Genomic DNA, 22,417 nt, shown 5'->3' with positions numbered 1-22,417 from the left:
GCCTCCGGCGCGCGGCCGGCTACCTCGTCGCCCGTACACCCCGCGGAGTGGGCAGGAAACCCGTTTCCTGGAAGTAGGTCAGGTAGCGCGTCAGGGTGTCGTCCGTCAGGAGCGGCATGTGGACGCCCAGTGCCGCTGCCGCCTTGGCCGTGCGGCTGGAGTCGAAGTCGCGGTGGTCCATCGCCTCGTGCCCGGTCTGCCCCGCGTCGCCCAGGAACAGCTGAGCCGCGTTGTCGTGCTGCGCCGCGACGCGGGCCTGCCAGTCCGGTGCGGGGACGGTGCGCAGCTCGTGGCCCAGGCGGGCGGCCGCGTCGAAGACACGGTCCAGGCCCGGTGCGTCCGGGTTGGTGAGGTGGTAGGTCTCGGCACCCGTCCGGCCGGACGCGGAGAGCGCGAGCGCCACCACTGCCGCGCTGACGTGGTCCACGGGCACCCAGTCGGTCGACCCGTACGGCAGGTCCGGCACAGCGCCCGCCTGAAGGCACCCCTTGATGAGCTGCCACAGCAGGTCGCGGTCCTGGCAGGCGCCGGTGGTGGTGTCGCCGCTGATGCGGCCGGGCCGGTAGACGGTCACCGGCAGCCCGCGTTCGCGGGCCAGGCCGACCAGTTGCTCGGCGACCCACTTGCTCTGCGCGTATCCGTCGGGCAGGCCGGACGCCGGTCCTGTGGGGGTCGACTCCGTGACGGTGACGGGATCCGGGCCGGCCACCGGGGCGTAGACGCTCGTGGTCGAGACGTGATGCATCCCGGGCGACGCGGAGTCGGAGAGCAGACGCAGCAGTTCCTCGGTGCCCGCCACGTTGGGGGCGCGCAGATCGCCGTAACCGGCGGCGAAGTTGACGCGTGCGCCGTTGTGGACGACGGGTCCCAGGCGACGGACCAGGGCGGCCCGGCCCTCGGGTGACAGGCCGAGGCCGGGGGCGGCGAGGTCCCCTGGGACGGGGCGGATCAGGCCCGCGTACCGGGGGCGCCACAGGCCGTAGCGCTCCAGGTTGGCCCGTAGCCGGTGTGCGGCGCGCTGCTCGTCCTCGGCACGTACGAGGCAGTCGACCGGGCCGTCGGTGGCCTCGATGAGGTCGCGCAGGAGGAAGGCGCCGAGGAATCCGGAGGCACCGGTCAGCAGCGGCCGGGAGGAAGGGCGGGAGATCCTCCGGCCCGTCGCTGTGCCGTCCCGCCCGGTGCCGGTGATGTCCGCGGCCAGGCGGACCTCGGCGGCGAGGTCCGGTGGGGCGGAGCCCGCCTGGTCCTCCTCCCCCGCCTCGCTCTCCAGGAGGCGGGCCACTCCCTCGACGGTCGGCGCCGCGAACAGGGCGCGCAGGGAGGGGCGCCGGCCGCAGCGTTCCTCGATACGCCGGGCGAGGGTCACGGCGAGCAGCGAGTGGCCGCCGAGGGCGAAGAAGTCGTCGGTGACGCCGACCTCGGGTACGCCGAGCGTCTCCGCGAAGGCCTCGCACAGGGCGCGTTCGAGAGCGGTGTCCGGCGCACGGCCGCCGGCCGGTACGGCACGGCCGGGTGCGGGCAGGGCGCGCCGGTCGGTCTTGCCGTTGGGGGTGACGGGCAGGGCGTCGAGCCGTACGTGGGCCGCGGGGACCATGTGGCCGGGCAGGGTGGCGGCGAGGTGCGCCCGTATCCGGGCGTCGTCCGGGCCGTCCGCACCGTCCGCGGGCACGGTGTAGGCGACCAGGCGCCGGTCGCCGGGCCGGTCCTCGCGGACGACGGCACAGGCCGCGGCGACGCCGGGCAGGGCGGTGAGGGCTGCCTCGATCTCACCCAGCTCGATCCGGAAGCCGCGCAGTTTGACCTGGTCGTCGACGCGGGAGACGTAGACGAGCTCCCCGTCGGCCGTCCAGTGCACCAGGTCACCGGTGCGGTACATGCGGCCCCCCGCGGGGTCGTACGGGTCGGCCACGAAGCGGGTCGCGGTCAGGGCCGCCCGGCCGTGGTAGCCACGGGCCACGCCCTCGCCCGAGACGTACAGTTCGCCGACGACGCCGGGCGGTACGGGGGCCAGCCTGTCGTCCAGGACGTGGACGCGGGTGCCGTTGACGGGGACCCCGATGGGCACGGTGCGGCCGGGGGCGTGCGGCCCGTCCGCGTGCTGGAAGGTGCTCATGGTCGCGCACACGGTGGTCTCGGTCGGGCCGTAGGCGTTGACGAGGTACCGGTCTCCCGCCCAGGCGCGCACCAGGGCCGGCGCGCACGCCTCTCCGGCGAGGACCATCGTCGTCCCGGCGGGCAGCGAACCCGGCGGCATGACCGCGAGGGCGGCGGGCGGCAGGGTGAGGTGGGTGACGCCCCGCTCGCGGACCAGTGCGGCGAGGGTGGGGCCGGGCAGCAGCGCTTCCCGTTCGTCGATCTCCAGGCAGGCCCCGGAGAGCAGCCCCATGCAGAGTTCCCAGAACGCGGCGTCGAAGCTGACGGAGGCCAGGTGCAGCACCCGGCTGCCCGGGGCGACGCGCAGCCGCTCGGTCTGGGTCCTGGCCATGGCGCCGGCGCCCCGGTGGGTGACCACGACGCCCTTGGGGCGGCCGGTGGAGCCGGAGGTGTAGATGACGTACGCCGGGTGTGCCGGGAGCAGGGCCGGGGCGGGACCGGTGTGCGCGGGCGCCGGCGTGCCGGTCTCCAGGTCGCCGGTGTACAGGCACGGCACCGGGGACTCCGGGAGACGGCGGCGGATGGCGGGCGTGGTGAGGAGGAGGCGCGGCCGGGCGTCGTCGAGCATGTACGACAGGCGCGGGGCCGGATAGTCGGGGTCGAGCGGCACGTACGCCGCCCCGGCCTTGAGGACCCCGAGCAGGGTCACCACGAGGTCGTGGGTGCGTGGCAGGGCGACCGCCACCCGGTCCTCGGGGCCGATGCCCCGCGCCGCGAGGTGCCGGGCGACGGCGTCGGCGCGGGCGTCGAGCTCGCCGTAGGTGAGGGTGGTGCCGGCGTCGCGGACCGCCGGGGCGTCCGGGGTGCGGCGGGCCCACTGCTCGAAGAGCGCGGGGACGGTCGACTCCGGCAGGTTCTCGACGGGGCCGGTCCCCCAGGCGGCGAGGCGGGTGTGCTCGGCGGCCGTGAGCACGTCGTACGTGCTCAGCGGGCGGTCGGGGTCGGCGGTCACGGAGTCGAGCAGCAGGACGAGCCGTGCGGCGAGGTCGCGGACCGTGGCCGCGTCGAAGAGTTCCGTCGCGTAGTCGACGGCGGCCCGCATGCCGCTGGGCGTGCCGCCGTCGTCGTACGTCTCGGTGAAGGTGAACGACAGGTCGAACTTGCTGACGCCGGGGGCGGCCGGCACACCGCTCGTGGTGAGACCGGGCAGGTCCACGGGGGCGGCCGGGGTGTGGTTCTGGAGGATGAGCATGGTCTGGAACAGCGGGTGGTGGTTCTGCGAGCGGGCGGGGTTGAGCAGTTCCACCAGGCGCTCGAACGGGACGTCCTGATGCGCGTACGCGGAGAGGTCGAACTCCTTCACCCGGTCCAGGAGTTCGAGGAACGTGGGGTCGCCCGTCAGGTCCGTGCGCAGCACGAGTGTGTTGACGAAGAAGCCGACGAGGTCCGACGCCGCCTCGTCGGTGCGCCCGGCGACGGCCGTGCCGAGCGGGATGTCGTGGCCGGCGCCGTGCCGGGAGAGGACGGTCGAGAGGGCGGCCTGAAGCACCATGAAGACGCTGCATCCGGTGCTGCGGGCGAGGGCCGCGACCCGCAGGGCGGTGGTGGGGCCGAGTGCGAAGTCGTGGGTGGCGCCGGTGTGCCGGGGGGCGGCGGGGCGCGGCCGGTCCCAGGGCAGGGCGACCATCTCCGGCAGCCCGTCCAGCGCGTCTCTCCAGTGGGCCAGCTGTCGTGCCGCGAGGCTTTCGGGGTCGTGCTCGTCACCGAGCAGGCGGCGCTGCCAGAGCGTGTAGTCGGCGTAGTCGACGGGGAGTTCCGTCCACCCCGGCGCCTCGGCGCGGACGCGCGCGCGGTAGGCGGCGCCGAGGTCGCGGGCGAGCGGTGCGAGGGACGAGCCGTCGGCGGCGATGTGGTGGATCACGAGGACCAGGACGTGGGCGTCCTCGGTCAGGCGCAGCAGGGTCGCCCGGAGCGGGAGACGGTGCTCGATGTCGATCGGTGCGGCCGCGGCCGCCCTGATCCGGTCGGACAGTCCTTGCTCGTCGACGGCTTCGACCGAGAACGGCAGGCGTACGTCGTCCGGGTCGGTGATGTGCTGGCGCGGCCGGCTGTCGTACTCGGGGAAGACGGTGCGCAGGGCGGCGTGCCGGGTGACGACGTCGCGGAGGGCCAGGCGCAGTGCCTCCGTGTCGAGCGGTCCGTCGATGCGCAGGGCGAAGGGGATGTTGTAGGTGGCCGAGGGCCCTTCGAGCCGGTGGAGGAACCACAGGCGCCGCTGGGCGTAGGACAGCGGGAGCGCGGCGGGGCGTTCCTGCGGGACGAGAGCGGGGCGGGCGGGACGGTCCGCGTCCCGCAGGGCGGTGGCGAGCGTGGCGACGGTGGGGTTCTCGAAGAGGGTGCGGATCTCCGTCTCGGTGTCCAGGGCGGTGCGGACGCGGCCCACGAGGCGGGTGGCGAGCAGGGAGTGGCCGCCCAGGGCGAAGAAGTCGTCGTCGATACCGACGCGGTCCACACCCAGCACATCGGCGAACAGCCCCGCGAGGATCTCCTCGTGGGCGGTGCGCGGCGGGCGTCTGCCGGCGCCCCGCAGGGTGGCGGGGGCGGGCAGGGCCGACCGGTCGAGCTTGCCGCTGGTGGTCAGCGGGAGCGCGTCGAGCGGCTGGATGGCTGACGGCACCATGTAGGCGGGCAGCTGACTTCCGACATGGGCGGCGAGCAGCTCCGGGTCCGGGGTACGTCCGGGCGCCGGGACGACGTAGGCGGTCAGGGTGCGGTCGCCGGGCAGGTCCTCGCGGACCAGGACGCAGGCGGCGCGCACGGACGGGTCGGTGCGGAGCACCGCCTCGATCTCGGCGGGCTCGATGCGGTGGCCCCGGAGCTTGATCTGCTGGTCGGCCCGGGCCACGTGGTGCAGGGTGCCGTCGGGGTCCCGGCGCACGAGGTCGCCGGTGCGGTACATCCGCGCCCCCGTACCGGCGAACGGATCGGCGACGAAGCGGGTGGCGGTGAGGCCGGGGCGGCCCAGGTAGCCGCGCGCGACACCCGGGCCCGCGACGTACAGTTCGCCCTCGGCGCCGGACGGCACGGGCCGCATCGCCCCGTCCAGGACGTAGGCGCGCATGCCGTCGAGCGGGCGGCCGATCGGGGGCACGACGTCCGGGGTGTCGCCGGGGCGTACGCGGTGGAGCGTGGCGAACGTGGTGGTCTCGGTGGGTCCGTAGACGTTGAGGAAGGCGGTGCCGGGGTGCGCGGCGGCGAGGCTCTGGAGGACGCCGGGCGCCGCGGCCTCGCCTCCCGAGGCGGCCAGGCGGAGCAGTCCGAGGGCGCCGGGGTCGGTCTCGGCGATGACGTTGAACAGGGCCGTCGTCAGGAAGGCCGCCGTCACGCCGTCGCGGGCGACGAGGTCGCGCAGCACCGCGGGCTGGAGGGCGCCCTCGGGAGCCACGACGACACGGCCCCCGTTGAGGAGGGGGGCCCAGATCTCGAAGGTGGAGGCGTCGAAGACGTACGCCGAGTGCAGCAGGACGGCGTCGGCGGCGCCGTCACCCCACGTCCGGTCGGACGCCAGGGCGGTGATGTCGGCATGGGTGACGCCGACCCCCTTGGGCAGTCCGGTGGAACCGGAGGTGAACATCACGTACGCGAGCCGGCCGCCGCCCGCGACGGCGTGCCCGGCCCCCGGGGCGGGAGGACTTCCTTCCACCACCCGGCCCGCCGCGTCGACGGTCACCACGTGCACCTCAGGTCCGAGGCCGCGCACCCACGGGTGCGTGCGGGTGGTCCCGTCGACGACCAGGGCGCGGAGGGTCGCCACCTCCGCGACGCGTGTGAGCCGTGCGGCGGGCCAGCCCGGATCGAGCGGTACGTAGGCGGCGCCCGCCCGCAGGGCCGCCAGGGACGCGGTGACCAGGGCCGTCGAGCGGCCCATGAGGATGCCGACGCCGTCCTCGACACCGGTTCCGGCCCCTGTCAGCGCGCCGGCCAGCTCGGCTGACAGCCCGTCGAGCTGCCGGTAGGTCAGCCGCTCGCCGGCTCCGGAAACGGCCACTGCCTCCGGGTGGAGGGCGGCACGCCGGGCGACGGCGGCCGGGATGCTCTCGTCCAGGGTGCCGCGCAGGAGTGCGGCGCCGGTCCCCCGGGAGAGCAACGTCTCGCGCTCGCCGTCCAGCAGGACGGGGACGGCGTCGGCGCGGCTGTCGAGCCCGTCCGCCATCGCCGTCAGCAGGCGTCGCATGCGGGCGACCGTGCGGGCCACCTCGTCATGGTCGAGGACGGCGGCCCGGTAACCGAAGGTGATGTTAAGGGTGTCGCCGGGAGCGATGGTGAGGGTGAGCGGGTAGTGGGCCGCGTCCGTGCCGCTGAAGCCGGTGACGGCGAGACCGGGCAGCCCCTGCCGCGCGGTGCGCAGGGCCTCCGCGTCCATCGGGTAGTTCTCGAACACGGCCAGGGTGTCGAAGAGTTCGTCCAGCCCGGTGACACCGCGTATCTCGGTCAGGCCCACGTACTGGTGGCCGAGGAGGCGGCTCTGCTCCTCCTGGAGCCGGGTCAGGAGCGCGGCCAGCGTCTCGCCGGGTGCCGGGCGGAGCCGTACCGGCACGGTGTTGATGAACAGGCCGACCATCGACTCGATGCCGGGGATCTCCGGCGGGCGGCCGGAGACGGTGGTGCCGAACACGACGTCGGAGCGTCCGGTGCGGTACGCGAGCAGCAGGCCCCAGGCGCCCTGGACCAGTGTGTTGAGGGTGAGGCGGTGCGCGCGGGCCGTCTCGCGGAGCCGGTGCGTCGTGGCCGCGTCCAGACCGAGGACGAGGGTCTCGGGCAGCTCGCCGGAGCCCGGCACGTCCGCCCCGTGCCGGCCGGCGAGCAGGGTGGGCGACTCGACACCGGCGAGGGCGGTGCGCCAGGCGTCCAGGGCGGCGGTACGGTCCTGCTGGGCCAGCCAGGCGAGGTAGGTGCGGTAGGGGACGACGCGCGGCAGAGTGCTGTCGTCGCCCTCGTGTGCGTACAGCTCGAACAGCTCCCGCACGAGCAGCGGCATCGACCAGCCGTCGAGGAGGATGTGATGGCTCGTCATGACGAGCCGGTGGCTCTCGGGGGCGGTGCGCACGAGGGTGAACCGCATCAGCGGCGGGGTGGTGAGGTCGAAGCGGCGGGTCCGGTCGGCGGCGAGGAACGCGGTGAGGCGCTCCTGTGCCGTGCCGGCACCGTCCGGACCGGTCAGGTCCAGTTCCTCCAGCGGAACCGGCACCTCGGCGGCGACGGCCTGCACGGGCTCGTCCAGGTCCTCGTGGAGGAATCCCACCCGCAGGTTGGCGTGCCGCCGCAGCAGACCGCCCACGGCGGCGTGCAGGGCGGGAAGGCTCACGGCGCCTTCGAGGTCGAAGACGAACTGCGCGGTGTAGACGTCCACAGCGCGGGAGTCGTACAGCGCGTGGAAGAGCATGCCCGCCTGCAACGGCGTCAGCGGCAGTACGTCTTCCAGTCGGAACCCGGTCACTTGCGGCCACCCCACTTGTTCTGCAGTCGGTCGATCTGGGCCTGGCCGAGCGAGACCAGGGGAAGGTCGGACGGTGTGTAGCCGCCCGCGTCGGGTCGTTCGGCGTGTTCGGCCACGGCGCGCAGGGCGCGGGTGAAGGCGTGGGACAGGGCCTCCACGTCCTCCTCCTTGAGGAGGTCGCTGGGCCAGGTCCAGCGGGTCACCAGACGCGGGCCGTCCGCCAGGTCCTCGGTGTGCGCGTTGATGTCGAGGACGTGGTGCACGGGCATGTCGGGGTCCTGGGCGCGTGGCCCGCCGCCGTCGAGCAGGACGTCCCAGTCGGCGCCGTCGCCCCCGCCCGCCTCGACGGGCGAAGCGGCGTACCTGCCGAGGTAGTTGAAGCCGATCTGAGGATCGGCCGAGGCCGCCAGCACCCGGCGGGTGGCGGGGTTGAGGTGACGCAGCATTCCGTAGCCGACACCGTGGTCGGGGACGGCGCGCAGCTGCTCCTTGACGCGTTTGAGAGCACGCTCGACCAGAGCGGCGTCGAAGCGTCCGGGGGTTCGGGCGTCGACGGGACCGGGGTCGAGCCGGACCGGGTAGAGGCTGGTGAACCAGCCGACCGTACGGGAGAGGTCGAGGTGGTCGGCGATCTGCTCGCGGCCGTGTCCCTCCAGGTCGAGCAGGACGGCGGTGCTGCCCCGCTGGGACCCGCCGAGGGCGGCGGCCCGTTCCGCACGCCAGGAGCAGACGGCGAGGGCCAGGCCGGTGAGCAGGACGTCGTCCACCCCGGCGTGGAATGCGGCGGGGGCGGTGGTGAGCAGGGACTTCGTCCAGGTGGCGGGCAGGTGGGTGACGAGGGTCCGCGTCCGGTCGGCGGTGTCCAGGTCGGGGTCGAGCGGCCTGTATCCGAGCTGGGGGTCGGGTGTGCTCAACGCCGTCTGCCACAGGGCGAGTTCGTTCTCACGCCTCGGTTCACGCGCCTGGGAGTCCAGGAGCCGCGCCCACTGCCGGTAGGACGTGGTGGCCGGGCGTGGTGCGGGCGGCCGTCCTCCTTCGTTCGCGGCCTCGGTGACGGCCTGCCAGGCGTGCGCCACATCGGCGGCGAGGATGCGCCAGGACACCGCGTCGACGGCCAGGTGGTGCACGACGAGCAGCAGCCGCCCGCGGGTGCGGGGCCCGGCGTCGCACCAGACGGCCTCGACCACCTCCCCGTGCGCGGGCCGCAGCCGTCTGCGGGCCTTTTCTCCCGCCTCGGTGACGGCGGCGCGGACGGCTTCGGCGTCGAGACCCGCGACGTCGACCCGGGTGAAGCGGCGCCGTGCGGGGACGGCGCCGGGCGGCAGGGCCTCGAGGACGGGTGCGCCGTCGGCCGACCGGTTGGTCCGCAGTCGGAGCATGTCGTGCTGGTCGATGAGGAGCTGGAGGGCGGCTACGAGGGAGTCCTCGTCGGCGCCCGCGGGTGTGCGCAGCACCCCGGACTGGTTGTATCCGTCGGTGGTGCCGGGACGCTCCAGGAACCAGGCGACGATGGGCGTCGGGGGCATCTCGCCGGTGCCCTGCCCGGCCGGTACGGCGGTCTCCCGGCCGAGGGCGGTGGCGACGGCCGCGATGGCCTCGGGCGTGCGGTGGACGAAGACATCGCGCGGGGTGACGCCGAGGCCCGCGTCGCGGACGCGGCTGACCAGCTGGATGGAGAGGATGCTGTCGCCGCCGAGGGCGAAGAAGTCGTCGTCGGCGCGGACGGCGGGAGCGCGCAGGACGGAGGCGAACACCTCGCACAGGACGCGTTCCCGCGCGGTGCGCGGCTCTCCGCCCGGCCGGAGGGCGGCGGGGCGCTCCGGGACGGGCATGGCGCGCCGGTCCGTCTTGCCGTTGGGCAGCAGCGGCAGCGCGTCGAGGGGGACGAGGACGGCGGGCACCATGTACGGCGGCAGGGCCGTCATCAGACGGGCGCGCACTTCGCCGTCCGTGAGGGCTACGGCGCCGGCAGTCCCGCCGGAGACGGTGTAGGCGACCAGACGCCGCTCGCCCGGCCGGTCCTCGCGGACGAGGGCGCAGGCGGCGGTGATGCCGTCGAGCGCGGTGAGAGCGGCCTCGATCTCGCCGAGTTCGATGCGGAAGCCGTGCAGCTTGACCTGGTCGTCGGCGCGCGAGACATAGCTGAGCAGGCCGTCGGTGTCCCGTCGGACGAGGTCGCCCGTGCGGTACATGCGGCTGCCGGCGGGGCCGTACGGATCGGGCACGAAGCGTGCGGCGGTCAGCCCCGCGCGCCCCAGGTAGCCGCGCGCGAGGCCCTCGCCCGCGACGTAGAGCTCGCCGGTGACGCCCGGGGGCACCGGCAGGAGACCCGCGTCGAGCACGTACGCACGGGTGTTGTCGACGGGGCGGCCGAGCGGCACGTTCCCCTCCCCCGCCGGAGCGTCCGTACGCCGGTGGTGGTGGGCGGTGGCGTCGATGGTCGCCTCGGTGGGCCCGTAGAGGTTGTGCACCTCGGTCCGCCATGTCCGCCCGACGCGCTCCGCCAGGTTCCGCGGCAGGGGTTCGCCGCCGCACAGGACGGCCCGCAGCGTCGTGGGCGCCTCGTCGGGAGACGTCTCGGTGAGGACGAGCGAGAGGTGCGAGGGCACGAACTGGACGAGGGTCGTCCCCACTTCGCGCATCCGGGCCAGCAGAGCCGCCGGGTCGTGGTTGAGGGCGGGCGGCACGAGGCAGGTGGAGCCGCCGTGCAGGAGCGGGAGCCACGTCTCCCAGACCGAGGCGTCGAAGCTCGGCGAGGTGCGGGCGAGCACCCGGTCCTCGTCGGTGAGGCCGAGGTGGTCCGCCATCCACGCCATGTGGTTGGTGAGGGAGGCGTGGGTGACGACGACGCCCTTGGGGCGCCCCGTGGAGCCCGAGGTGTAGATGACGTACGCCGCGTCGCGCGGGTCCGGCGCGGCGGCCGGGGGCCCGGTCCTGCCGGTGGACCAGGCGGCCCGGTCGTCCAGGGCGAGGCAGGGTACGGACGGTCCGTACCGCGCGGCACGTGCGGTTCCATGGGTGAGGAGCAGGGCCGGACGGGCGTCGTCGAGCATGTGGGCGACGCGCGCCTCGGGATACTCCAGATCGACGGGCAGGTAGGCGGCCCCGGCCTTGGCCACCGCCAGCATGGCCACGACCTGGTCGGCGGTGCCTTCGAGGGCGAGGGCGACGAGGTCGCCGCGCCCGATGCCCCTGGCGCGCAGGTGGTGCGCCAGATCGTCGGAGAGCACGTCGAGTTCGCCGAAGGTGAGACGGTGCGCGCCGTCCACCACGGCGGTGGCCGCGGGGGTCCGTGCGCACTGCGCCCGGAAGGCCTCGGGCGCCGTACGTGCCGCCACCGGCCGCACCGGGCCGTGGGCGGCGCGGTCGAGGTCCCGCCGCTCGGCCGGGTCCAGGACGTCGGTGGTGTGGACGCGGCGGCCCGGGTCGGCGGCGAGTGAGGCGAGCAGGCGGGTCAGCCGGCCGGCCAGGGTGTGCGCGGTGTCGTGGTCGAAGAGTTCGGTGGAGAACTCCAGGACGCCGTCGAGGCCGGCGGGGCGGCCCGTGCCGTCGTGCTTCTCGGTGAAGGTGAAGGTCAGGTCGAACTTGCTGATGCCGGTGCGGACGGGCTGTTCCGTCACCGTGAGCCCGGGCAGGTCGACCACGGCGCCCCCCTGGTTCTGGAGGACGAGCATGGTCTGGAAGAGCGGATGGTGGTTCTGCGCCCGGACCGGACCGAGAGCGTCCACCAGCCGCTCGAACGGCACGTCCTGGTGGGCGTAGGCCGCGAGGTCGAAGTCCCGTACCCGGTCGAGTACGTCGCGGAAGGTGGGGTCCCCGCTCAGGTCGGTGCGCAGGACGAGCGTGTTGACGAAGAAACCCACCAGGTCGTCGAGGGCTTCGTCGGTGCGTCCGGCGACGGCGGTGCCGAGCGGGATGTCCTCGCCGGCGCCGTGCCGGGAGAGGAGCACCGACAGACCCGCCTGGAGCACCATGAAGAGGCTGCATCCACGGGCACGGGCGAGTTCCGCCAGGGCCCGGTGGGTGTCCGCGTCGACGGGGAAGGCGAACGCGTCGCCGCGGTGCTTCGTGACGGCGGGGCGCGGCCGGTCGCAGGGAAGGCCGAGCAGCTCGGGTGCGCCGGCGAGCGCGGTCCGCCAGAACTCCAGCTGGCGGGCGGCCTGGCCGGCCGGGTCGCTCTCGTCGCCGAGCAGCGCGCGCTGCCACAGGGTGTAGTCGGCGTACTGGACGCCGAGTTCCGTCCAGGAGGGCTCCACCCCTTCGGTACGCGCGCGGTACGCCTCGCCCAGGTCGCGCGCGAGCGGGGCGAGGGACCAGCCGTCGCCCGCGATGTGGTGGACGACCAGTACGAGGACGTGGTCCTCGGCCCCCGCCCGGAGCAGCCTGGCCCGTACGGGGATGTCCGTGCCGACGTCGAAGGTGTGCGCCACCTCGGCGCCCAGGACCTCGTCGAGGCGGGCGGGCGCGGTGTCGCGGGGCGTCAGGTCGATGTCGGCGCCGCCGGCGTCGAGGACGAGCTGACGCGGCACACCGTCGGTGTCGGGAAAGACGGTGCGCAGGCTCTCGTGGCGCTCGACGACGTCCGACAGGGCGCTCTCCAGGGCGTCGGGGTCCAGCGGTCCGTGCAGGCGGAGCACGAGCGGCACGTTGTACGTGGCGCTGGGCCCCTCGAACCGGTTGAGGAACCACAGGCGCTGCTGCGCGTAGGAAAGCGGCAGCGGATCGGGGCGGCTCGGGGCGCGCACGAGGGGTCTTCTGGCCGTTTCGGCGCCGTCCAGCGCGGCGGCGAGCGCCGCCGGCGTGGGGTGCTCGAAGACGGCCTTGACCTGGACCTCCACGCCGAGCACGGTGCGGATGCGCGCGGCGAGGCGGGTGGCGAGCAGGGAGTGGCCGCCCAGGGTGAAGAAGTCGTCGTCGACGCCCGCCCCTTCGAGGCCCAGCAGGTCCGCGAAGAGCCCGCACAGGATCTCCTCGCGGGCGGTGCGCGCGGTGCGCCCGCGGGCCGGAGCGCGATGGTCGGGGGCGGGCAGAGCGCGCCGGTCCACCTTGCCGTTGACGGTCAGCGGAAGCGCGTCGAGCAGGACGAACGCGGAGGGCACCATGTAGGCGGGCAGGGACCTGCCGACGGCCCGGGCGAGCTCGCCGGGTTCGGGGCGTGCGCCGCCGGCGGGCACCACGTACGAGACCAGCCGGCGGTCGCCGGGTGTGTCCTCGCGGACGATTGCGAAGGAGTCGGCGACACCCTCGCAGCAGGCGAGCACGCCCTCGATCTCACCGAGTTCGATGCGGTAGCCGCGCAGTTTCACCTGCCCGTCGGCGCGGTCGACGTACGCGATCCGGCCGTCGTGGGTCCACCGGACGAGGTCGCCGGTGCGGTACATGCGCCCGCCCGCCGGGTCGAACGGGTCGGCCACGAAGCGCGCGGCGGTCAGGCCCGGGAGCCCGGTGTACCCGCGTGCCACGCCGCGTCCGGCCAGGTACAGCTCGCCCACGACACCCGGCGGGACCGGGCCCAGGGAGCCGTCGAGGACGTAACCGCGCATGCCGTCCAGGGGGCGCCCGATGGGCGGCGGCCCCGGGGGCAGGTCGGCCGCCACGTCGTGGCGGGTGGCGAAGGTGGTGGTCTCGGTGGGCCCGTACACGTGGAGGACGCGTGCGCCGGGTGCGGTGCCGGCGACCCGCTGCATCGCGTCGGGTGAGGCCAGTTCCCCGCCGGCGCAGACGAGTCGGAGACCGGAGAAGGCGCCGGGGTCGGTCTCGGCGAACACGTTGAACAGGGCCGTCGTCAGGAACACCGCGGTCACGCCGTGCTCGTGGACGGCGTCGCCGAGGACCCGGGCCTCCAGGACGCCGGCCGGTGCGACGACGACCCGGCCGCCGTTCAGGAGCGGGGCCCAGATCTCGAACGTGGAGGCGTCGAAGACGTACGCCGAGTGCATCAGGACCGCGTCGGCGGCGCCGCCGCGCCAGGCGGAGTCGGCGGTGAGCGCGGCCACGTCGCCGTGCGTGACGCCGACGCCCTTGGGCAAACCGGTCGAGCCGGAGGTGAACATCACGTAGGCGAGCGCGTCGGGGCCCGGCACCGCTGCCGGGCGGCCGGGCTGCTCGGGGGCGCCCAGGAGGACCCGCCCGGCTCGGTCCACCACCACGACCGGCATCCGGCGTGCCGTCGCGGTGACCCAGGGGGTGGCGCGGGCCTCCTCGTCGACGACGAGGACCCGCACGGCCGCCACCCCGGCGACCTGGTCGAGCCGTTCCCCGGGCCAGCGGGCGTCCAGCGGGACGTAGGCGCCGGCCGCGCGGACCACGCCCAGGGACACCGACACCACGGCCGGCGACCGGGCGAGCAGCACGCCGACCCCGGACTCGGGGCCCACCCCGAGGCCCGCCAGGGTGTGGGCGAGGGCGGCGGAGACGCCCTCCAGCCCGGCGTACGTGAGGGTGTCGTGGCCGTCGGTCACGGCCACGGCGTCAGGTGTGCGGTGCGCCTGGGCCGCGAAGAGCGCGGGCAGGGTGGCGTCCGCGCTGTCCGGCAGGCCGCGGCCGGTGCCCCAGTGGGTGACCCGGGTGTGCTCGTCCGGCGTCATCAGGCCGTAGCCCGCCAGGGGCCGGCCGGGGTCGGCGGCCACCTGCTCCAGGAGGCGGACCAGGCGCGCCGCGAGGGTTTCGACGGTGGCCCGGTCGAAGAGGGCGGTGGCGTACTCGATCCCGGCGGTGAGGCCGCCCGCGCCCTGCTCCTCGCCGCCCGTGCCCTGCTCCTCGGTGAAGGCGAAGGTGAGGTCGAACTTGCTCAGGCCGTTGTGGACGAGCCGGTCCTCGACGGTGAGACCCGGCAGGTCGGGGCGGTCGGTCTCCTGGTTCTGCAGGACCAGCATCGTCTGGAACAGCGGGTGGTGGTTGCGCGCCCGGACGGGGTTGACGCTCTCGACGAGGCGCTCGAAGGGGACGTCCTGGTGCGCGTAGGCGGCGAGGTCGAACTCTCTGACGCGTACCAGAAGTGCGCGGAAGGTCGGATTGCCGGACAGGTCCGTGCGCAGGACGAGTGTGTTGACGAAGAACCCGACCAGATCCTCCAGCGCCTCGTCCGTGCGGCCGGCGACGGGTGAACCGAGCGGGATGTCGTCGCCCGCGCCGTGCCGGTGCAGCAGGGTGGCCACCGCCGCCTGGAGCACCATGAAGAGGCTGCTTCCCGACTCACGTGCCAGACGCAGGAGTTGGGCGTACACCGAGGGCGGCACGTCGAAGGTGTGGACGGCCCCCCTCGGGTCGGTGGTGACCGGGCGTGGCCGGTCCAGCGGCAGGTCGATCAGCCCGGGCAGACCGGCCAGGGCCGAGTGCCAGTGGTCGAGCTGCTGCCGCAGCGCGCTCTCCGGTGCGACGCCGTCGCCGAGAGCCGCGTGCTGCCAGAGGGTGTAGTCGGCGTACTGGAGCGGCGTACCGGCCGACAGCCCGGGGTCCCGGCCCTCGATACGGGCCCGGTAGGCGTCGCCGAGGTGGCGGGCGAGCGGGGCGAGGGACCAGCCGTCGCCCGCGATGTGGTGCAGGACCAGCACCAGGACGTGGTGTCCCGGCGCCGTGCGGAGCAGCAGGGCACGCAGCGGCGGATCCACGACGACGTCGAACGGCTCGCGCACGGCGGCCAGGACGGCTTCCTCCAGTTCCCCCGGGGCCACGGCCACGACAGGCAGGCGGGGCGTGGCGGTGTCGACGGGGAGGATCAACTGGTGCGGTACGCCGTCCCGTTCAGGGAAGAGGGTGCGCAACGCCTCGTGTCTGCACACGACATCGCGGAGGGCGGCCCGCATGGCGTCGGTGTCCAGGGTGCCGTCCAGTTCGAGGACGAGCGGGATGTTGTAGGCGGAGCTGGGGCCCTCGAGCCGGTTGAGGAACCAGAGGCGCTGCTGCGCGGAGGACAGCGGCAGCGGATCGGGCCGCTGCGCCGCGGGCACCACCGGCGGGCGGGCCCCGCCCGGCGTGTCGAGGACGCGGGCGAGACCCGCGACGGTCGGGTGCTCGAAGAGGGTGCGTACGGCGATCTCGGCGCCGAGGACGGTGCGGACACGGCTGACGACGCGCATGGCGAGGAGCGAGTGGCCGCCGAGGTCGAAGAAGCTGTCGTGCGGGCCCACGAGCGGCCGGTGCAGGACGTCGGCGAAGATCCCGGCGAGCAGGTCCTCCTGGAGGGTGCGCCGTCCCGGTCCGGCGGGAGCGCCGTCGCCCGGCTCCGGCTCGGGCAGGGCACGCCGGTCCACCTTGCCGTTGGGCAGGAGCGGGAGATCGTCCAGGACGACGACGACGCCGGGCACCATGTAGTGGGGAAGAGTCTCGGCGAGGCCGTCGCGCAGGGTGGCGGGGCGCAGGGCCGGGTCCCCGGTGACGGCGTAGGCGACGAGCCGGCGCCGGCCGGGTAGGTCCTCGCGGATCACGGCGCAGGAGGCCGTGACTCCGGGCCGCGCCTGGAGCGCGGCCTCGACCTCGCCCAGTTCGATGCGGAAGCCGCGGAGCTTGACCTGGTCGTCGGCGCGGGCCACGTGGTCGAGCTGACCGTGCCGGTTCCACCGTACGAGGTCGCCTGTCCGGTACATGCGGGCGCCGGTCGCCTCGAACGGGTCGGCGACGAACCGGGCGGCGGTCAGGCCCTGTTGACCCAGGTAGCCACGGGCGAGGTTGGGGCCCGAGAGGTACAGCTCCCCGGTGACGCCGGGGGGTACGGGCCGCAGCCGGCCGTCGAGGACGTAGGCGCGCATGGTGTCGACGGGCAGGCCGATCGGCACGGTCTCGGACGGTGAGCGGGCGTCCACGTGGTCGCTCGTCCCCGGCCCGCCGGCGCGGTGGGCGGTCGCGTCGATGGTCGCCTCGGTCGGCCCGTAGAGGTTGTGCGCCTCGGCCCCCCACAGCCTGGTGACGTCGTCGGCGAGGGCGCGCGGCAGCGGTTCGCCGCCGCACAGGACGGCGCGCAGGCCGGGGAGCGGCGCGGCGTGCGCAGCCTCCGTGAGGACAAGGGTCAGGTGCGAGGGGACGAACTGGGCGAGGGTGACGCCGAACCGGCTCATCCAGGAGACGAGGGCGTCGGGTTCCCGGTTGGCGTCGTGCGGCAGCACACAGACTTCGGCGCCGCTCATCAGGGGGAGCCAGAGCTCCCACACGGAGGCGTCGAAGCTGGTGGAGGTGCGGGCGAGGACCCGGTCGTCCGGTGTGACATCGAGGTACCGCGCCATCCAGGCCATGTGGTTGGCGAGAGCGGCGTGCGTCACGACCACGCCCTTGGGCCGGCCGCTGGAGCCGGAGGTGTGGATGACGTACGCGGGATCCGCGGGGTGCGGACGGTCCGGGAGGGGCGTGGTGGGGCCCGCCGGGCGGACGTCCGGGCCGTCGAGGGCGAGCCACGGTAAGCCGGAGGCGGGCAGGTCCGCGTGGACGTTCGTGGTGGTGAGCAGCAGGACGGGGCGGGCGTCGTCGAGCATGTGCCGGATACGTGCGGGCGGATACTGCGGGTCCACGGGCAGGTAGGCGGCACCGGCGCGCAGTACGGCCAGCATGGCGACGACGGTGTCCACGGACGGCGGCGCGGCGAGGGCCACCCGGTCCTCACGTCCGGCGCCCCGCTCGCGCAGGACGAGGGCGAGGGTGTCGGCGCGGGCGTCGAGTTCGGCGTAGGTGAGGCTCGTGTGCGCGTCGCGCACGGCGACGGCGCCGGGGGTGCGCGCGGCCCACTCCCGGACCGCTTCGGGGGCGGTGCGCGCGGGCGCCGGGAGCTCCGCACCGCGTCCCTGGCCGAGGAGCCGGTCGCGCTCGCCCGGCGCGAGGGGGTCGAGGTCGCCGACCGTACGGTCCGGGTCGCTCACGGCCTGGGTGAGGACGCGGGCGAAACGAGCGCACAGGGCGCGGGCGGTGGCGGCGTCGAAGAGGTCGGTGGCGTATTCCAGGTAGCCCCCGATGCCGCCGGCGCCCATGGCCTCGGTTACCTCGGGGTCCTCGGGGACTTCGGTGCCCTCGGTGACCTCGGGGACTTCGGTGCCGTCGGCGACTTCGGTGACTTCGGTGAGCGAGAACGTCAGATCGAACTTGCTGACCCCGGTGTGCCGGGACCGGTCGTGGCTGATGACACCGGGGAGGTCGAGCCCCGCCCGCTCCTGGTTCTGGAGGACCAGCATGGTCTGGAAGAGCGGGTGGTGGTCGCCGGACCGCTCGGGATTGAGCGCCTCCACGATCCCTTCGAAGGGGATGTCGCTGTGGCTGAAGGCGGCGATGTCGAACTCCTTGACCCGCTCCAGCAGTTCGCGGAAGGTCGGGTCGCCGGACAGGTCGGTGCGCAGGACGACGGTGTTCACGAAGAACCCGACCAGATCGTCGAGCGCCTCGTCGGTGCGCCCCGCGGTGGCGGTTCCCAACGCGATGTCGGTCCCGGCGCCGTGGGCGTGCAGCGTCACCGCGAGGGCCGCCTGGAGCACCATGAAGGGGGTGCAGCCGGTGGCACGCGCGAGCCGGGTGAGCGCGGCGTGCGCGGGGGCGGGCAACTCGAAGGGGACCGCGTCGCCCCGGTGGCTGGACACGGCCGGGCGGGGCCGGTCGAGAGGCAGGTCGAGCAGGTCGGGCGCGCCCCGCAGCGCCTCCCGCCAGAAGGCGGTCTGACGTGCGGCCATGCTGTCCGGGTCGTCCGCCGAGCCGAGGAGCTCACGCTGCCAGAGGGCGTAGTCGGCGTACTGCACGGGCAGCGCGGGCCAGTCGGGAGTGTCCGCGCCGGACTTCCTGGCGCGATAGGCGGCGCCGAGGTCGCGGCTGAGCGGGGCGAGGGACCAGCCGTCGGCGACGACGTGGTGCAGGACGAGCACCAGGATGTGGCGGGCTGGTCCCAGGCGCAGCAGATGGGCGCGGACGCCGACGTCCCCGGTGAGGTCGAAGGGCACCGCGGACAGGCGGCGCACCGTCGTCCCGGCCCAGGCCTCGGCGCTCTCCTCGGCCGGCGGCAGTTCGACGACGAGGGGGACGAGCGCCACGGCGGCGGCCGGGTCGAGGACTTCCTGGCGGGCGACACCGTCCTCCTCGGCGAACACGGTGCGCAGGCTCTCGTGCCGGACGACGACGTCGGCCAGCGCGCCGCGCAGGACGTCCGTGTCCAGGGGTCCTTCGAGTTCCACGACCAGCGGGACGGTGTAGGTGTCGCCCGGGCCCTCGACGCGGTTGAGGAACCAGAGGCGCTGCTGCGCGAAGGACAGCGGCACCGTGTCGGGACGTCGCTGCGGCACGAGGGCGGGCCGGGCCCTCCCGGTGGCGTCGAGTGCGGCGGCGAGAGCGGCGACCGTGGGGTGGTCGAAGAGCGTACGCATGTCGAGTTCGGCGCCCAGGGCGGCCCGCACCCGACCGGTGAGGCGGGTGGCGAGCAGCGAGTGGCCGCCCAGGGAGAAGAAGTTGTCGTCGATGCCGACCGCGTCCACGCCCAGGACCTCGGCGAACAGCCCCGCCAGGACCTCCTCGTACGCCGTGCGCGGGGCGCGGCCCGTGGTGGCCGCGGCACGGGGGGCGGGCAGGGCGCGGCGGTCGACCTTGCCGTTGGCGTTCAGGGGCAGCGCGTCGAGGATGACGAACACGGAAGGCACCATGTACGCGGGCAGGGCGCGCCCCACGCGGCCTGCCAGGGCGGCGGTGTCCGGCCGGGCGCCGGGGGCCCGCACGACATAGGCGACGAGCCGCCGGTCGCCGGGTATGTCCTCGCGGACCAGGACGCAGGCGGCGCGCACGTCCGGGTCGGCGAGCAGGGTGCTCTCGATCTCGGCGGGCTCGATGCGGAATCCGCGGAGCTTGACCTGCCCGTCCGCACGCCCGACGTACTCGATGTCGCCACGCGCGGTCCAGCGCACGAGGTCGCCGGTGCGGTACATGCGTCCGCCACGCGCGTCGTACGGGTCGGCGACGAACCGGGTGGCGGTGAGCGCCGGGCGGCCCTGGTAGCCGCGGGCGACGCCCCGGCCGCTCACGTAGAGCTCCCCCACGACGCCGGGCGGCACCAGTCCGAGGGTGCCGTCGAGCACGAGGAGGCGCATCCCGTCGAGGGCCCGGCCGACGGGCGGCGTGCCCGGGGTCCCGGCGTCCACCTGATGGCGGGTGGCGAAGGTCGTGGTCTCCGTGGGCCCGTACACGTGCAGGACGCGCGTGCCGGGCGCGGCCGCGGCCACCTGCTGCATCACATCCGGGGTGGCGGCCTCACCGCCCGCGGCGACCAGGCGCAGTCCGGCGAACGCCGCGGGGTCGGCCTCGGCCACCACGTTGAACAGGGCCGTCGTCAGGAACAGCGCCGTGACCCCGTGCCGGTCCACCACGTCCTTGAGGGCGGGCGCCTCCAGTACGCCGCCGGGCGCGACGACCACACGACCGCCGTTCAGGAGCGGCACCCAGATCTCGAAGGTGGAGGCGTCGAACACGTAGGCCGAGTGGAGCAGGACCGCGTCACACGCTCCGTCCGACCAGGAGCTGTCTGCGGCCAGAGCGAGAACGTCGGCATGGGTGACGCCGACGCCCTTGGGGAGGCCGGTGGAGCCGGAGGTGAACATCACGTACGCGAGCCGGCCGGCGAGGGCGGTTCCGGGCAGCGGGCCCGGTCGTGGCGGAGCGCCGCGCACGACACCGCCGAGACCGTCGAGGACGATCACCGGCAGAGCGGTGGCCCTCTCCTCCACCCAGGGCTGCCCGGCGGTGGCCTCGTCGACCACCAGGGCGCGGACGCGGGCCACTTCGGCCACGCGGCCGAGGCGTTCGTCCGGCCAGGCCGCGTCCATGGGGACGTACGCGGCGCCGGCTGCGACCGTGCCGAGCGTGGCGGACACCACGGCCGCCGAGCGGCCCATGAGGACGCCGACGCCGTCCTCGGCGCCGATGCCCCATCCCGTCAGGGCTCCGGCGAGGTCTTCCGCCGCCCGCGCCAGCTCCCGGTACGAGAGTGTGACGTGCCCCTCCACCACTGCCGGGGCGTCAGGGGTCAGGCGGGCCCGCGCGCCGAACGCCTCCGGCAGGCCTGAGGCCGATGTCCTGGCCGGCAGAGCGGTGCCGCGCCCGTGGGCGAGCAGCGCCTCGGCGGCGGTGTCGTCCAGGAACGGCAGGTCGCGGAGAGGTGTGCCGGAGTCCGCGCCGGCCACAGCCGACAGGAAGGAGACGAGGGCCTGCTGGAGCAGCCGCACGTCATCGGGGTGGTACAGCTCCGGGTTGGCGTCGAAGCCGATCAACGGCCCTTTGCCCTCCGCCCGTTCGGAGATGAAGAGGGACACGTCGTCGACAGGGCCGATGGACAGCACACGGGACGCGGCGGGGCTGCCGGCGAAGTCGAGGTCGTAGTCGTAGCCCATGATGTTGACGACGACGTCGGTGAGATGCGCCGCGCCGTGGGCCATGTTCAGTTCACGGGCGAGCTGTTCGCGGGAGAAGCGGCGGTGACGCAGGGCTCCGCCCATCTCGGCCGCGACGGCACGTACGAGGGCACCGACCGTCATGTCGGTGGTGACGCTCAGGCGCAGCGGCAGGATGTTGGCGGTCATGCCGACGATGTGACGCAGCCCGCCGTGACGGCCGTTGGAGGCGAGCCCCACGGTGATGTCCTCCGCCCCGGTGACCCGGGACACGTAGGCGGCGACCGCGCTCACCAGGACGGCCGTCCACCGGGTGCGGTGACCGGAGGCGAGTCTGCGCAGGTCGTCGAGGACGGTGACGGGGAGGGTCTCCCCGGTGTGCATCCGGAGGTCGGTCCCGGCGGGAACGGCCGCTGCCGGGGCGTCGGTGCGCCGTCGGACGAGCGCTGTACCGCCCCTGGCGTGCGTGTCCTCCCCGGTGCCTGCGGTGGCCCGCGCTCCGTCGCCCGCCAGGTCCGCGAACTTCCCGGTCCAGTAGGCGCGGTCGGCCTCGAAGCGACCGGAGCGGCGGTAGGCCGCCTCGTCGGCTATGAGGTCGCGCAGCGGCGCGGCGGGCAGCTCCGCCGCGGCGAGGTCCTCGCCGCGCACGGCTCGCCCGTAGAGGTCGGCCACGATGCGGCCGAAGACGGCGCCGCCGAGGCCGTCGACGGCGATGTGGTGGAAGCGGACGTACCAGTAGTGCAGCCGGACGCCGATACGCAGCAGCGCGAAGTGGTGGCGCGGGGCGTCGAGCCGGTCGACGGTGGACATGTCGGCGGCCATGTAGCGCTCGGCCGCCGCTTCGGCGTCGTCCGCGCCGGACAGATCCACCCGGTGGAGCCGGCCGCTGTCCGCCGTGGTCCGGTGACCGACGTGTTGCCGCACCGTCTCGCCCTGGGTGACGAACTCGAGGCGGAGGCTGTCGCACAGGTCGACGGCCCGGTCGAGCGCCGCGCCGAACACATCCTCGTCGAGGTCACCGTGGATCTCGAAGCATTCCCCGATGTTGTATTTCGGGCTGGCGGGGTCGACGAGTTGCCCGTACCAGACTCCCTGCTGGGCCGTGGTCAGTTCGAGAAACTCTTCGGGAACCTCGGGGGTCGGGAGAGAACGGTTTTCCTGCATGCCGGTCCACACCTTTGGGGAGAGTATTCGGGGACGGTGAAGAAGGGCCGGGTAAAACCGACCACGCCAGTGCACCGATCATTGGGGCATGGGTCGGCGCAAGCGGAGAGGGCAATCGCCGCACCCACGGCATCAGGCGCGGCCGAGATCCCCCACCGGGCATTGGCGCCCAGCAGGAGACAGTATTTTGTTCGCAGATCGAGGGCGTCCCGCAAGACAGCCCATCGATAATTCATGAACGCCGCATGAAGGCGAAATGAGCATGTATGAGCAAACCGTATCGACCGCTGATCACACCTGATCGACTTCGCTCCTATGAGAACGA

Annotated in this window: 2 protein-coding genes; both read right to left on the bottom strand. The window is 74.3% G+C overall.

Annotated elements, in window-relative coordinates:
- Positions 1 to 19: 19 nt before the first annotated feature.
- Positions 20 to 7,591: an amino acid adenylation domain-containing protein gene (locus ACIP63_RS26375; RefSeq protein WP_401520158.1), complete on the bottom strand. Its 7,572-nt coding sequence runs from the start codon at positions 7,589 to 7,591 to the stop codon at positions 20 to 22.
- The gene (locus ACIP63_RS26370) at positions 7,588 to 22,092 is read right to left on the bottom strand and encodes an amino acid adenylation domain-containing protein (RefSeq protein WP_401520156.1); all 14,505 of its coding nucleotides are present in this window, start codon (positions 22,090 to 22,092) and stop codon (positions 7,588 to 7,590) included. Before ACIP63_RS26370 ends, ACIP63_RS26375 begins: the two co-directional genes overlap by 4 nt.
- Positions 22,093 to 22,417: the final 325 nt, after the last annotated feature.

The sequence above is a fragment of the Streptomyces sp. NPDC088746 genome, from assembly GCF_044751065.1.
Classification (GTDB): Bacteria; Actinomycetota; Actinomycetes; order Streptomycetales; family Streptomycetaceae; genus Streptomyces.
This window is presented reverse-complemented; position numbering and strand designations above follow the sequence as displayed.

Excerpts from the sequence above, each read along its gene's own strand:
- ACIP63_RS26370 (WP_401520156.1), bottom strand. The coding sequence starts at position 22,092 with ATGCAGGAAAACCGTTCTCTCCCGACCCCCGAGGTTCCCGAAGAGTTT.